Raw genomic sequence first — 13,148 nt, 5'->3', positions numbered from 1 at the left:
CACCATCAATGCAGGGCGCGCGGCAGCGCCACCGGCTGGGCGGGCAGCGCGCCGCCACGGCATTTGCGCACCCATACCCGCGCCTGCGGCCGCGCTTCCAGCTCCAGCCGCAACGCGGCCGGCGAGGCATTGGAGAGATGCTGTCGGTCGCGGAATGCGAAGGCCAGCGCGCGGCCGCCGTCGGCGGCCACCTGCAGCCGGCGCAACGCGCGATCGTCCGCCTGCCGCGGCCACGCCAGCACCGCCGCGCAACTGCCCGAGCGCAGGCACTGCTCCGTCGCCCACAACACGTCGGCCTCGGTCGCGCTGACGATCTCGATCCGGCGCATGTCCACGCCGTGCTGGCGCCAACCAGCCACGCAGGGCAGATACGGCGGCGCGACCAGCACCACCGCCCGCGCGCCCTGGCTGAGGCGCGCCAGCGTGGGCAGCACCAGTTGCAGTTCGCCCACGCCATCCAGCGGCAGCAGGATTTCCGACAGCGCCGCCGCCGGCCAGCCGCCGCTGGGCAGCACCGCATCCAGCGCGGCCCAGCCGGTGGGCTGCTCGCCGGCCGGCAGCGGTTCGGCCCGGCCGCGCCAGACCCGGCGCGCATCGAGCAGGTTCGACAAGGGCATCACGGCCGCCATCAGCCGCCCCTCAGCAGACCGGCGAACAGGCCTTCGATGGCGAAGTCCTCGCTGGGGTCGGGGTCGATCGGCTGGTAACCGGGACTGTTCGGCAGCAGCCGGATCACCTCGCCCTGCCAGTACAGCCGCTTGATCGTGAAGCGGTCGCCGCCGACGCGCGCCGCCACCACCTGGCCGTGCCGGGCCACCGGCGTGGCGTGCACGCCGACCAGATCTCCGTCGAGGATGCCCTCATCGCGCATCGAATCGCCGACCACCCGCACCAGGTAATCCGGCGTGAGCCGGAACAGCCAACGCGACACGCGCAGGCTGCGCTCGATCCGCGACTCGGAAAACAGCGGCTCGCCGGCGGCGATGCGGCCGACCAGCGGCAGCTCCAGGGTGTCCGCATCCAGCGCGTCGGGCGCGTCCACCAGGCGGATGCCGCGCGAACGGTTCGGCTCGATCGCCAGCCGCCCCTTGGCCTCCAGCGAACGCACGTGCTTGAGCACCGCGCTGACGTGGGGCAGGCCCATCGCCTGGCCGATCTCCTCCAGCGTGGGCGCCTGACCATCCCGCGCCACGCGGGCGCGGATGAACTCGAGGATGTTGGACTGGCGGCTGGTCAGGTGCAGGCTCATGGCCGCCATGTTTTCACCTTTTGTGGTGAAAATACAGTCTGGCGCTGCGGAGCCCATCGGCAAAGCGGGCGAGCCGTTGTGGCAGCCCAGTTACGCGGCATTAACAAACCGCGTAGTACATTAAGCCCATGTCGTGAGACAACCTTCCCGCTGCGTGGCGAGGCTCCCCTCCTCCTCCACGCGATCAAGATGGAACCCCCCGAAACCCGCAGATCCCCCTCTGCGGGTTTTTTTTTGCGTCCATCGTCAACGCCCGCCTGATGGCTGCGCCTGTTCATTGGCTTGGCGCACGGCCCGCACAAAGCCGCCAAACGGAATGTCGGTGATGCCCACCAGCCCGATGTGGCTGTTCTCGCCATCGAGCAGGCGACCGGTCACCGGCTGGTCGGTGTACTCGAACCAGTGCACGCCAACGACCTGCGGATTCGCCGCGGCGGCCGCGAGGTACTTCGCATAGGCCTCGCCGCGCTGCGCCTCGTTCCCTACCGGCACCACGCCTGCGCCAAACGGGCCGCGATCGGTCGAGCCGAAGTGGAATTCGCTGATCAGCACCGGCTTGTCCAGCGCCTGCATCCGGGCCATGTCGATGTGGTGCTGCGGCAGGTCGGCGTAGGCGTTGAAACTGACCACGTCGCAATACTGCGCGCAGGCCGCGACGGCTTCGGGCGTGTACACCGCGAACCGGCCGCCGAGGAACAGATGGTGCGGATCGTGGCGGCGGATCGCTGCGGCCACGATGCGGAAATAGGCGTCGGCGTAGTGGCTCAGCCATGCGCTGTAGTCGCGGGCAATCGCCGGATGCGCCTCGCTCGGCACGGGCGCGGCGTAGCCGGTGGCGTCCAGCGCTTTCCACGAGTCCAGTGGAATGCCCCACGCGGCGGCCAGCGCCTGCGGCGTCACGTACTGCTTGCGCAGCATCGCGATGAAGACCTGCTTGGCCGGGCTTGCCGCCTCGCCCGCCAGGGTGCCCAGCGCCAGTCCCCAGCGACCTTGCGGTCCGATGCCGGCCCAGGCCAGTTCATTGTCGGCGAAGTAGCCGAGCAGCCAGGGATCGTCGCGCACGTCGGCACTGGCCTTCGCTACCGCCGCCTCGGTGGCGGCGACGAAACGGGGATCGAACGGATCGGGCATGCGGCCCCAGTAATCGTAGCCACTGGAGACATTCGCGTAGTCGCCGACGATGTTGATCGAGCGCGTATACGGCAGCCGGTGGGCCCGGCCCAACGCCGGATCGCTCCAGTTGCCGAGGGTGTTGAAGCCCCAGGCCTGCAACCGGTCCAGCGTGCGCGTGCGCCATGCGGACAACCAGCCCGCACCATCGATGCGATACAGGTTGGCCGCGTGGAAGTCGAACCAGCGCCCGTGGTCATGGCCGATGCCGCTGCTGGCAGCCTGGCCCGGACGCCGGCTGTCGCCGCGCCCATGAAACGCGGCCCATGCGCCACGGTCCGGCGGCAGCCCGGTGAACATGAACTCGCGCCCCTCGACGCGGGTGCGCTGGTCTCCGATGTTGACCGCATTGACGCCCAGCGAAAAGAACGGGTGGCCTTCGGGCGTCACCAGTTGCCAGCGACCCGCCTGCCTTTGCGCGTGGAACCAGCCGGTCTTGCGCAGCTTCTGGCCGTCCAGACGTCCGCCATGAGCGTCGACGCCGGCGGGCTTCGCGGCCTCCGGAGCGGCCATGACCGCCGCGCGCAGCGCGGCATCGGAATCGATCTTCTCCGGCCAGCGGCCGCGCGTGTACTGTCCGTAGCGATCGACGATGCCGGCATAGGCCTCGTGCAGCGTGGCCTCGCCCGCGGTGACGGACAGCTTGCCGAACAGCAGGGTCTGCACCGCCTGCGGCCCCGGGATGCCCAGGCGAATCGCGCGCACGTGGTGTCGATCCAGCGTGCCTTGCACGGTGGTCGCCAGCAGGATCGACCGGCCGCGCAACTCGAACGGCATCGGCGGCCCCACCTGCATGCCCTGTTCGCGTGGCGAAGTGGCGCGCAGCGGAACCACCAGCGTCTGCGCCGGCCCGGCCGGCACGCCCACGCGCGCCTGCAGACGCGTCGACCCGGTGCCATCGATCTCGATGTCCAGCGTCACCGCCCACGGCATCGCGTTCTGCACCCGCACATGCAGCTCGCCCGCGCCCGACCAGTCCCACGCATCGCCCGCCGGCGTCATCACGATCGATGGATGCGCCGCCGGCTGGAACGCATAGCGCTGCTGCGCCACGCCGTCAGCCGCGTGTTCCACCGCGTCGACACGGCGCACCTGGTCGAGACCGATCCGCGCACCGGCACCGGCCAGATCGGGCAGCGCCGGTGCAGCGGCGTGGCCGGGCTGCAGGCCGCAAAGGCAACACAGGGCGAGCCAGCCGCGCCATCTCATCGCGCGTGCCCGCGCTACCCGACGGGATGCCGGCGGACCCAGTGCTGCCAGCCGTAATACACCGGCACGCCCAGCGCGATGATCAGCAGGCTCATGCCGGCGTCGCCCGGGGCATGGATCGCGCTGGCCACGATCACGCCGAACACGGTGATCACGAAGATCAGCGGCAGCAGCGGATAGAACGGCACCCGATACGGCGCCGGCTGGTCGATGAAGTGCTTGCGATACCAGAACAGCGTGCCGATGCCGAACACGTGGCCGAGCCACTCGCCCACCGTGGTGTAGTTGAGCAACTGGTTGAAACTGCCCGAATAGGTGAGCACGGCGGCCCAGCCGCCCAGCAGGGCCAGCGCGATCTGCGGCGCGCGGGTGCGCGCGTCGACGCGTCCGGCGGCACGGAAGAACACGCCGTCGGCGCCCATCGTCTGCAGCACCCGCGCGCCACCGGCGATCGCGATGCTGCAATAGCCGAAGGTGGAACAGGCGATGCCCACGGCGATCACGGTGGCCCCGGCGTCGCCGAACAGGCCGCGCATCAGGTCGGCCGCCGGCGCCGTGCTGGCGGCAAGCCCGGCATGGCCCAGTCCGGCCAGGTAGGCGTAATTGACCAGCACGTAGCAGACCACCACGCCGACCATGCCCATGCCCAGTGCCCGCGGCAGGGTCCGCTGCGGATTGCGCACCTCACCGGCGAGATCGTTGAGATAGTGGAAGCCGCCATAGGTGAACAGCACCGGCAGCAGCGCGCCGGCAAACGCCCAGGACGACACCGGATGGAGGGTGTCCGTCGCCAGCGCCGGCCCCGGCTGGCCGTGTGCCAGCACCAGGCCGGCGACCACCAGCAGCGTGACGGCGATCAGCTTCAGCACGGTGAAGATGTTCTGCATCCACGCGCCGGCACGGATGCCGAACAGGTTGATGCCGACGATGAACACGATCGCACCCACCGCCACCGGCTTCACGTAGACCTGCGAGGGCAGGCCCAGCGCCGTGCACAGGTAGTCGGCAAACATGGTCGCCACCGCGGCCACGCTGCCGGGGTAGTTGATCAGCGCCATGGTCCAGCCGAACAGGAAACCGGGCAGCAGGCCGAATGCCTCGCGCAGGTAGACATAGATGCCACCCGCCTGCGGGCGCCGCGCGCCCAGCTCGGCGTAGCACAGCACGCCGGCCAGCGTGAGCAGGCCGCCGATCACCCACAACATCAGCACCTCGGCCCCGGAGGAGGTACTGCGTGCCACGGTGGCCGGGGTGAGGAAGATGCCCGCCCCGATCACGCCGCCGATGACGATCATCGCGGCGTCCCAGGTGTTCAGGCGACGGGCATAGGCATTGGCGGGTTCGGTCAGCATCCGCCTACCTTGCCATTGTCCGGGCCGTTTCAGCCAGTCCCATCAGCCGTCTGCTACGGTTCACGCACTCGCGAGCGGGCTTCATCCATCGCCCGCCTTCCGGAAGACCGCAAACGATGAACAACCTTGGCCTGCTGCCGCTCTGCCTGATCGTGCTTGTCCTGGCCGGCTGCTACAGCTACCGCCATTACCTCAGGGCGCGCGCACTGCTGCAGTCCTGGGCCGACGCAAACAGCTACCGGATCCTGCACGCGAAGCGCCGCCTGATGATGCCCCTGGGCATGTTCTTCACCACGTCCAGATCCCAGGTGGTCTACCACGTGGCGGTCTACGACGACTCGCTCAAGCGCATCCGCTCGGGCTGGGTACGGCTGGGCACTTACTGGACCGGCGCAATGGATGGCGACGCCATCGAGGTGAGATGGGAACATGAGCACTGAAAGGCGCCCGCCGTGCAGAGACTCGGCAGCACGCCCACCCGATGGCCACGAAGAGCCGTCCTGCGCTCCCGCATGAGGTGTCACCTTGTCCGCCACCGCCACTCGCCGACTCGCCTTCGCCACCTCGGCCGAGCTTCCCTCGATCCAGCCTGATGACGCCGAACTCGCGCGCCGGCTGGAACAGCGCGGCGTCACGCCGGTGTCGTGCGTGTGGAACGATCCGGCGATCGACTGGGCGTCGTTCGACGCGGTGCTGATCCGCACCATCTGGGACTACTACAAGCACCACGCCGACTTCATCGCCTGGCTGGACCGGCTCGACCGGCTCGGCGTCGCCACCTTCAACGACAGTCGCGTGCTGCGCTGGAACAGCGACAAGCGCTACCTGCTCGAGCTGGCGGCGCAAGCCGTGGCGACCATCCCGACCCGGCTCGCTGCTGCCGGCGAACTTCCGCACGTGCTGGCCTCGATGCCGGGTCAACAGGTGGTGATCAAGCCGAGCATCAGCGGCGGCGCCTGGCACACGCTGCGCGGCCGGGTCGGCGATGCGGCGTTCGCCGACGAGGTGGCGCGGCTGCCCTGCGGCATCGACTTCCTGGTGCAGCCGTTCGTGCCGGAGATCGTCAGCGCGGGCGAGTGGTCGCTGCTGTATTTCGGCGGCGAGTTCAGCCACGCGGTGATCAAGCGTCCGGCCGCCTGCGACTATCGGGTGCAGAGCGAGTTCGGCGGCAGCGTCGAAGCGGTCCAGCCCGACGCGGCCATCCTTGCCGCGGCCGCTGCGGCGCTGGCCGCCGTCGACACGCGGAACCACGGCGAGCTGGCCTACGCCCGCGTCGACGGGGTGGTCAGCGCCGGACGGTTGCTGATCATGGAGCTGGAACTGATCGAGCCGTTCCTGTTCCTGGCCGGGCAGGCACACGCGGCCGAACGGCTGGCGCAGCACCTGGCGCAACGCCTGAACCTGCCGCCGGCGGCTGCGCAGCGGCACTGAAACGACGGCGCTGCGTACAATGGCCCCACCCCGCACGCCGTGATTCCCGCAACCCCCGATGTCTTCGCCACGCAAGATCCTGCACGTCGACATGGACGCGTTCTACGCGTCGGTGGAGCAGCGCGACGATCCCTCGCTGCGCGGCAAGCCGGTGGCGGTGGCCTGGCGTGGCGCCCGCTCGGTGGTCTGCGCGGCCAGCTACGAGGCACGCGTGTTCGGCGTGCGCTCGGCGATGCCGGCGGTCAGCGCCGAACGCCTGTGCCCGCAACTGGTCTTCGTGCCGCCGGACTTCGTCCGCTACAAGGCGGTGTCGCGGCAGATCCGCGAGATCTTCGCGCGGCACACCGACCTGATCGAGCCGCTGTCGCTGGACGAGGCCTATCTCGACGTCACTGAAACGAAAACCGGCCTGCCCTCGGCCACCGCCACGGCGGAGGCGATCCGGGCAGCGATCCGCGAGGAGACGCAACTGACCGCCTCGGCCGGCGTGGCGCCCAACAAGTTCCTGGCCAAGATCGCCTCGGACTTCCGCAAGCCCGATGGCCTGTTCGTGGTGCGTCCGCACCAGGTCGAGGCCTTCCTCGCCCCGCTGAAAGTGGGCCGCCTGCCCGGCGTGGGCAAGGTGATGGAGGCGAAGCTGGCGGCGCTGCAGATCGTCACCGTGGCCGACCTGCGCACGCTGGCACTGGCCGAACTGGAACAGCGCTTCGGTCGCTGGGGCCGGCGCCTGCACGAGTTGTCGCTGGGCATCGACGAGCACCCGGTGCAGCCGGATCGTCCCACCTTGCAGATCTCCGCCGAAGACACCTTCGAGCACGACCTCACCCTGGACGATCTCGAACCGCACATCCGCCAGCTCGCCGCCAAGGCCTGGGCCGGCTACCAGCGCGAGCGCGAGCGGGTGGCGCGCACCGTGGTGCTGAAACTGAAGACCTCCGACTTCCGCACCCTGACCCGCAGCCTCACGCCGTCCACCCGACCGCTGTCCGCCGACGAACTGGGCGACATCGCCTGCGCCCTGCGCGAGCGGGTCGAACGCCCGGCCGACAGCCGCTACCGGCTGGTCGGCGTGGGCCTGTCCGGCTTCGTCGACCGCGACAGCTACCAGGCCCAGTCCGACCTGTTTGCCTGACCGCTCACTGCGCGTAACGACGCAGGCGGTCCGCCCGCGAATCGGCCTTCTTTACGTCCATGCGCAGGCTTTCCGGCATGGCGAAGGTATCCTCGGGGATCTTTGCGAAGCCGACCGCGGTGGCTTCCATGCGGTGGGTCTGGCCGGCGCTGTCCTTCGCCTCGAAGGCCAGCAGCAGGCCGTATTCGGCATCGATCCAGAACACGCCGCTGTCGCTGCCGCCGGGCCCGGCATGGCCGGCGTGGCGGTAGCGCCAGCCGTGCGCCGGGCGACCGGCGATGCGGCGACTTTCCACCGCCGCGCAGGCAAAACCGAGATCCCAGCACGGCCTGGCCACGTCGAGCCGGGTGATCGCGCCGATCCGCACGTGGTCGGCCGGCAAGGCCCGCCGCGACGTGGGCATCAGCAGCCACGCATGATCGCCACCGCGCAGGATGCGGCCGCGACGCCCTGCGCCCGCGTCGAAGTCCACCCGCGTCTTGTCGCCCTTGATCCAGATTGTTTCGGCGGCGACCCCATCGTGTCCGGCCAGCGTGCGGATGCCGCTGCCTTGCAGCACCGCGTCGATCTTCACGTCGGGCAGCTCGGCCGCCCGAAGGCCAGACGCCGGCAGCGCGAGCACGGCCCACGCCATGACGATCAGGCATCGCTTCATGGCAGCACGCCCGCGTCGCGGATCGGCGTCTGCATGCGCACCATCGCCTGGCTCACGATCGGCAGGCGGCCGCTTTCCAGCATGGCGATTTCCCGGGCACTCAGGCCCTGGTAGAACGACTCGCGGAAGATCGCGATCACCAGCTTGTCGATCACCGGCACGATCATCTTGTAGCCGTACACCACGCGGATCTTCAACACGTTCGCGTCCTGCACGGTGAGCCCGCTGCGGCTGCCGGGGGACTTCGCGCGAAATGCCAGGCTGTCGTTGGGAATCGCCTCGACGCCGTCGAACTGCCGCTCCTTCCAGTCGGCGAAGGCGGCCTTCGTCGGACTGATCACCCTGATCTCGCTGACCAGCGGGTTGCTGGCGGCGACGAAGGCCTCGGCATACGCCCTGGTCGCCTCGCCGTTGCCGACCTTGTGCGCGTACAGCGGCATCAGGCCGCGCGCCAGGCCGACCCGCATCGCGCTCATCTTCGCGTTGTGGGTGGCGCCGTTGCGGGCGGCTTCCAGCGCGGCGTAGTCGACCGTGGTCTTGACCCGGTAGAACAGGATCGCCTGCAGGATGCCCAGCAGGAACACGCCGAACACCAGGATCACCACGCAGGTCTCGACCACGGCCTGGCCGCGTTGGCGCCCACGCCGGTTCATGGTCGCCGTCCGGCAGCGGGTGGCGGTGGCGCCGAGGCGGAGGACGCCGGCGTGTCCGGCGCGGCGCCACCGAGCGCGGCAATGCCATGCGCCATCGCCGCGCTGTCCCGCTGCAGGCCGGCGTCGATGCCGGCCGCATGCTGCGCACCCTGCGCAAACGCGGCCTCGGCCTGGCGCAGCCGCACGATGCCCAGGTTGTGCCACGCCTTGGCGTGGCCGGGCTCGATGCGCAGCACGTGCTGGTAGGCGTCGACCGCGTCGTCGGGACGCTGCAACCGCACGTAGACATTGCCGAGGCGAAACCAGAAGTCCGCGTTCTGCGGCAACTGCTGCACCAGCGCCTGGTAGTCGGCCAGCGCCTGTTCGGGATGGCCGCCGCGGTACGCCTGTTCGGCCCGCTGCTGCCGGGCGACCGTCTTGACCAGACGCTGCGTGGGTGACGCGGCGCAGCCAGCCAGCGCCAGCAGCATGACCAGGCATGCGATGCGGATTTTCAGTGTGCCTGCCATGTCCACTCCTCGCCGCGTGCGGGCGAAAGCGCGGCGATGCCGCCCGGCGCCAGCTCCACCGTCTGCCACGCGTCGGAGCGCAGGCAGGTGCGCCACGGCGGCAGGCTCTCGCAGCACTCCAGCACGCGCCCGTCCCGGTCCAGGAAAACGATGTCCAGCGGATAGCCCATGCCGAACGTGTGCACGCCGCCGCAGGGCGTGAGCCACAGCGCCTGCGCCGCGCCGCCGTGCAAGGGCGGGCGCCCCAGCAGGCCGCGCAGGCGGCTCCATGGACGATCGGCGCGCCACGCCTGCGGCACGATCGGCTGGCCATCGCGAAGAATCACGCCCGATTTCAAAAGATGCCCTCCTGGCGCATGCGCAGGTAGATGAAGTAGCCCAGCACCAGGAAGATCAGCGGGAAGAAGAACAGCACCAGCGGCAGCATCATCTTCACCGGCGCCTCCAGCGCGAGTTTCTCGGCGCGCAGGAAACGCTCCTCGCGGCGCTGCCCGGCCTGCGCCCGCAGCGTGGCGCCCAGGCTGGCGCCGACCCGGTCGGCCTGGATCAGGGTGCCGGTGAAGCTGGAGATCTGCGACATCTCCATCCGTTCGGACATCCGCTTCAGCGCCTCGGCGCGGGGCAGACCCGAACGGATGTCGCGCAGCAGGCGGGTGAACTCCTGCCGCAGCGGACCGGCCGGGCCCTTCTGCGTGGCCTGCTCGATGCCGCCGGTGATGTTCAGCCCCGCCTCCACCGCCATGGTGATGAAGTCCAGGTACACCGGCAGGTCCTTGATCACCAGGCGGCGGCGCTTGCTGCGCCGCTCGCCCAGCCACAGGCTCGGGTAGAACCAGCCGGCAGTGGCGCCGAACAGCATCGCCGTACCGTAGAGCAGGTAGCCGTGCCGGTCGAGCATGCCCAGCAGCAGCCAGAAGAACGCCGCCACGAGGCCGGCACCCACCACGCGCAATCCGTACAGCTGTTCCGGGCTCAACACGAAATCCTGGCCCGCGGTCTGCAGTTGCCGGTGCGCCTGTTCCAGCTTGTCCGCGCCCAGCTTCGGCGCCAGCACGTGGGTGGCGGCGTTGACCAGCGGCCAGATCAGGCGCAGCCCGAACGGCAGCGGGTCCTGGAAATTGCGGTCGGCCACGGGCACTTCGCGCAGCAGCCCGTAGATGCCCCAGAAGGCGAAGCCGACGCCACCGCCGATGGCCACCGCGAGCAGGATGACGACCGGGCTCATATGTCGATGCTCGTGATCTTGCGGCACATGCGATAGCCCAGGTACTCCATCACCGCGGCCACCGCGATCACCGCCCAGCCCACGTAGGAGTGGTACATCTCGTGCATCGTGTCGGGGTAGGCGAAGCTGAGGAAGCCGATCAGGCCGACCGGCATCATCGCCATCACGATGCCTTGCAGGCGGCCCTGGGCGGTCAGCGAATTCACCTTGCCTTCCATGATCAGCCGCCGCCGCAGCGTGTCGGCCAGCGAGGCCATGCTCTCGGCCAGGTTGCCGCCCACCTCGCGGGAAATGCCCACGGCGGAGACGAACAGGGTCACGTCCTGGATCGGCACGCGGTCGTTGAAATGTTCCAGCGCCTCTTCCAGCTTCACGCCCATGCGCTGCTCGCGCAGCAGCAGCGCGAACTCCTGCGCCAGCGGCGGCTCGACGTCGCGCGCCAGGCTTTCCAGCGCCGGGGTGAAACCCAGCCCCGCGCGCATGCTGCCGGCCACCATCATCAGCCCGTCCGGCAGCTGTTGCTGGATCTGGTTGATGCGTCGCTGGCGCAGCCATCGGTAGATCTTCTTCGGCAGCACCAGGATCAGCACCAGGGTCACGATGGCCAGCAGCGGGTTGCCACTGAGGAACCACACCAGCAGCGGCACCAGCACCATCGCCACGGCGTTGAGGCGAAACAGGTTCCGCTCGTCCATGAACATGAACATGTCGGCGAGATTGAAGCGGGCCTGCTCGGTGAACGCTTCCTGGTAGCGCCCCCAGAACACCGTCGAACTGCGCGCCGCCAGGTAGCCGATCGCGGCGACGGCGAGAAACACCACGATCGCGACGGGAAGCAGGCTCATGCGCGATCGTCCTCATTGATCTTGAAGATCGACAGGTCGACCGGCACCCCGCGATCGGCCAGCTCCTCGTAGAACTCCGGCACCGCGCCGGTGGCCGCGTATTCGCCGCGTACCTTGCCGCCGGGGCCGCCCTGGTCGCGGGCGCGGAAGGTGAACAGGTCCTGCGCCTGGATGGTGCCGCTCTCGATGCCGGTGATCTCCGAGATGTGGGTGATCTTGCGTGAGCCGCAGGGGAAGCGGCGCTGGTGGATGATCAGGTCGATCGCCGAGGCGATCTGCTCGCGTACCACGGTCATCGGCAGGTCCATGCCCGACATCATCACCATCACCTCCAGGCGCGACAGCGCATCGCGGGGCGAGTTGGCGTGCGCGGTGGTCAGCGAACCCTCGTGGCCGGTGTTCATCGCCTGCAGCATGTCCAGCGCCTCGCCGCCACGGCACTCGCCCACCACGATCCGGTCCGGGCGCATGCGCAGCGAGTTGCGCACCAGGTCGCGGATGGTGATCAGCCCCTTGCCCTCGAGGTTGGCCGGACGCGCCTCCATCGCCACCAGGTTGGGCTGGCTCAGCCGCAGCTCGGCCGCGTCCTCGATGGTGACGATGCGCTCGTGGTCGGGGATGAAGTTCGAAAGGATGTTCAGCAAGGTGGTCTTGCCCGACCCGGTGCCGCCGGTCACCACGATGTTCCTGCGCTCGCGCACTGCCACCTGCATGAACTCCAGCATCTGCCGGTTGACCGAGCCGTACTGCAGCAGGTCGTCGCCACTGAGCTTGCGCTTGCTGAACTTGCGGATGCTCAGGCTGGGCCCGCGCAGCGCCACCGGCGGGATCACCGCGTTGACGCGCGAGCCGTCGGCCAGACGCGCATCGACCATCGGCGAGCTCTCGTCAATGCGCCGGCCCAGCGGCGCCACGATGCGCTCGATCGCCGCCAGCACCGCCTTGTCGCTGGTGAAGATCACCTCGGACTTCTCGATCCGGCCCGCGCGTTCGATGTAGATGTCGTCCGAGCAGTTGACCATCACCTCGGTGACCGTCTCGTCCGCCAGCAGGTCCTCCAGCGGCCCCAGTCCGATCGCCTCGTCCAGCACCTGCTTGGCCAGCCGGCGGCGGTTGATCGTGCGCGGCAGTTCGTCGGCAAACTCGCGCTCGATGATTTCCTCGATCAGCGACGAGGTCTTCTGGCGCAGGTCGTCGTCCGTCATGCCGCGCACGTCGACCCGGCGCAGGTCCATCTGCCGCACCAGCGACTGGTGCACGCGGGTGCGCCAAGCCAGCATGTCGGCCGATGGCTGCAGCGTCGCGGGAAGGCCGGTCACCGGCGCGGCCGGCGGTTCGACGGCCGGCGGCGAAGCGACCGGGTCCAGATGGACCGGCGCGTTGGCGGCGCGCTGCGGCACCCTCACCGGCGCGGCCTCGTCCTGGTCGACCAGCACGCGCAGCCGGTACGAACCGATGATGACGATGTCCTCGCGCCGCAGCGGGCCGTGCTCGCGCTGCACCCGGGCCCCGTTGATCACCACCGGCGCGCGGCCGCCCAGCACCTCGATGAACACGCCGCCCTTGCGCACGCTCAACATCGCGTGCTCGCGGCCGATGTTCCAGCCCTGCAGGACCACCAGGTTGTCCTCGCCGCGGCCGATGCCGCAGGCGTTGTGCAGGCAGCGCACCTGGCGCGGGTCGCGGTTGGCGGTTTCGATCAGCACTTCGAACATGGC

The 13,148-nt window shown here is 69.4% G+C and carries 14 protein-coding genes; 3 read left to right on the top strand and 11 right to left on the bottom strand.

Going from position 1 to position 13,148, the window contains the following annotated elements; translation table 11 throughout:
* Positions 1-5: 5 nt before the first annotated feature.
* The 4 genes from imuA to ABNK63_RS02590 form a co-directional block, all read right to left on the bottom strand.
* A complete protein-coding gene (gene imuA, locus ABNK63_RS02605; RefSeq protein ID WP_007807376.1) occupies positions 6-629 on the bottom strand; it encodes a translesion DNA synthesis-associated protein ImuA in 624 nt (207 codons plus the stop codon).
* Positions 629-1,249 carry a transcriptional repressor LexA gene (gene lexA / locus ABNK63_RS02600; RefSeq protein WP_040673126.1) on the bottom strand — a complete coding sequence of 207 codons (621 nt, stop codon included), beginning with the start codon at positions 1,247-1,249 and terminating at the stop codon, positions 629-631. Before lexA ends, imuA begins: the two co-directional genes overlap by 1 nt.
* Before the next feature lie 246 nt (positions 1,250-1,495).
* On the bottom strand, positions 1,496-3,628 hold the full coding sequence (locus ABNK63_RS02595; protein WP_350016613.1) for a beta-agarase: 2,133 nt from the start codon (positions 3,626-3,628) through the stop codon (positions 1,496-1,498).
* Between the two features lie 14 nt (positions 3,629-3,642).
* Complete coding sequence (locus ABNK63_RS02590; protein ID WP_007807381.1) at positions 3,643-4,980, bottom strand: amino acid permease; 1,338 nt, start codon at positions 4,978-4,980, stop codon at positions 3,643-3,645.
* Positions 4,981-5,096: 116 nt separating this feature from the next.
* Between ABNK63_RS02590 and ABNK63_RS02585 the strand changes: the two genes are divergently transcribed.
* The 3 genes from ABNK63_RS02585 to dinB all read left to right on the top strand — a co-directional run bounded on the left by ABNK63_RS02585 (position 5,097) and on the right by dinB (position 7,543).
* Complete coding sequence (locus ABNK63_RS02585) at positions 5,097-5,420, top strand: hypothetical protein (RefSeq protein WP_350016612.1); 324 nt, start codon at positions 5,097-5,099, stop codon at positions 5,418-5,420.
* 85 nt (positions 5,421-5,505) lie between these two features.
* Entirely contained in the window at positions 5,506-6,411 is a 906-nt protein-coding gene (locus tag ABNK63_RS02580) for a hypothetical protein (RefSeq protein WP_350016611.1), read from the top strand.
* 58 nt (positions 6,412-6,469) lie between these two features.
* Complete coding sequence (dinB, locus tag ABNK63_RS02575) at positions 6,470-7,543, top strand: DNA polymerase IV (protein WP_350016610.1); 1,074 nt, start codon at positions 6,470-6,472, stop codon at positions 7,541-7,543.
* 4 nt (positions 7,544-7,547) lie between these two features.
* Here the strand turns inward: dinB and ABNK63_RS02570 are convergent, their stop codons facing one another.
* Genes ABNK63_RS02570 through ABNK63_RS02540 form a run of 7 tightly spaced genes read right to left on the bottom strand, consistent with a single transcriptional unit; the run spans position 7,548 to position 13,145 of the window.
* Complete coding sequence (locus ABNK63_RS02570) at positions 7,548-8,198, bottom strand: hypothetical protein (RefSeq protein WP_350016609.1); 651 nt, start codon at positions 8,196-8,198, stop codon at positions 7,548-7,550.
* The gene (locus ABNK63_RS02565) at positions 8,195-8,851 is read right to left on the bottom strand and encodes a TadE family protein (protein WP_350016608.1); all 657 of its coding nucleotides are present in this window, start codon (positions 8,849-8,851) and stop codon (positions 8,195-8,197) included. The genes ABNK63_RS02570 and ABNK63_RS02565 overlap by 4 nt, the downstream gene beginning before the upstream one ends.
* Entirely contained in the window at positions 8,848-9,360 is a 513-nt protein-coding gene (locus ABNK63_RS02560) for a tetratricopeptide repeat protein (protein ID WP_350016607.1), read from the bottom strand. Before ABNK63_RS02560 ends, ABNK63_RS02565 begins: the two co-directional genes overlap by 4 nt.
* Positions 9,345-9,686: a DUF192 domain-containing protein gene (locus tag ABNK63_RS02555; RefSeq protein ID WP_235580623.1), complete on the bottom strand. Its 342-nt coding sequence runs from the start codon at positions 9,684-9,686 to the stop codon at positions 9,345-9,347. The genes ABNK63_RS02560 and ABNK63_RS02555 overlap by 16 nt, the downstream gene beginning before the upstream one ends.
* Before the next feature lie 8 nt (positions 9,687-9,694).
* Positions 9,695-10,585 carry a type II secretion system F family protein gene (locus ABNK63_RS02550; protein WP_350016606.1) on the bottom strand — a complete coding sequence of 297 codons (891 nt, stop codon included), beginning with the start codon at positions 10,583-10,585 and terminating at the stop codon, positions 9,695-9,697.
* Positions 10,582-11,430, bottom strand: coding sequence for a type II secretion system F family protein (locus ABNK63_RS02545; protein WP_007807398.1), 849 nt, complete (start codon positions 11,428-11,430; stop codon positions 10,582-10,584). The genes ABNK63_RS02550 and ABNK63_RS02545 overlap by 4 nt, the downstream gene beginning before the upstream one ends.
* Positions 11,427-13,145: an ATPase, T2SS/T4P/T4SS family gene (locus ABNK63_RS02540; protein ID WP_350016605.1), complete on the bottom strand. Its 1,719-nt coding sequence runs from the start codon at positions 13,143-13,145 to the stop codon at positions 11,427-11,429. The genes ABNK63_RS02545 and ABNK63_RS02540 overlap by 4 nt, the downstream gene beginning before the upstream one ends.
* Positions 13,146-13,148: the final 3 nt, after the last annotated feature.

The organism is Rhodanobacter sp. IGA1.0 (assembly GCF_040208325.1).
GTDB classification, from domain to species: Bacteria; Pseudomonadota; Gammaproteobacteria; order Xanthomonadales; family Rhodanobacteraceae; genus Rhodanobacter; species Rhodanobacter spathiphylli.
Note: the sequence above shows the minus strand (reverse complement) of the source record. Positions and strands in the feature narration are given on the sequence as shown.

Excerpts from the sequence above, each read along its gene's own strand:
- dinB (WP_350016610.1), top strand. The coding sequence starts at position 6,470 with ATGTCTTCGCCACGCAAGATCCTGCACGTCGACATGGACGCGTTCTAC.
- ABNK63_RS02550 (WP_350016606.1), bottom strand. The coding sequence starts at position 10,585 with ATGAGCCCGGTCGTCATCCTGCTCGCGGTGGCCATCGGCGGTGGCGTC.
- ABNK63_RS02565 (WP_350016608.1), bottom strand. The coding sequence starts at position 8,851 with ATGAACCGGCGTGGGCGCCAACGCGGCCAGGCCGTGGTCGAGACCTGC.
- ABNK63_RS02540 (WP_350016605.1), bottom strand. The coding sequence starts at position 13,145 with ATGTTCGAAGTGCTGATCGAAACCGCCAACCGCGACCCGCGCCAGGTG.
- ABNK63_RS02595 (WP_350016613.1), bottom strand. The coding sequence starts at position 3,628 with ATGAGATGGCGCGGCTGGCTCGCCCTGTGTTGCCTTTGCGGCCTGCAG.
- lexA (WP_040673126.1), bottom strand. The coding sequence starts at position 1,249 with ATGAGCCTGCACCTGACCAGCCGCCAGTCCAACATCCTCGAGTTCATC.
- ABNK63_RS02590 (WP_007807381.1), bottom strand. The coding sequence starts at position 4,980 with ATGCTGACCGAACCCGCCAATGCCTATGCCCGTCGCCTGAACACCTGG.
- ABNK63_RS02585 (WP_350016612.1), top strand. The coding sequence starts at position 5,097 with ATGAACAACCTTGGCCTGCTGCCGCTCTGCCTGATCGTGCTTGTCCTG.
- ABNK63_RS02560 (WP_350016607.1), bottom strand. The coding sequence starts at position 9,360 with ATGGCAGGCACACTGAAAATCCGCATCGCATGCCTGGTCATGCTGCTG.
- imuA (WP_007807376.1), bottom strand. The coding sequence starts at position 629 with ATGGCGGCCGTGATGCCCTTGTCGAACCTGCTCGATGCGCGCCGGGTC.
- ABNK63_RS02545 (WP_007807398.1), bottom strand. The coding sequence starts at position 11,430 with ATGAGCCTGCTTCCCGTCGCGATCGTGGTGTTTCTCGCCGTCGCCGCG.
- ABNK63_RS02570 (WP_350016609.1), bottom strand. The coding sequence starts at position 8,198 with ATGAAGCGATGCCTGATCGTCATGGCGTGGGCCGTGCTCGCGCTGCCG.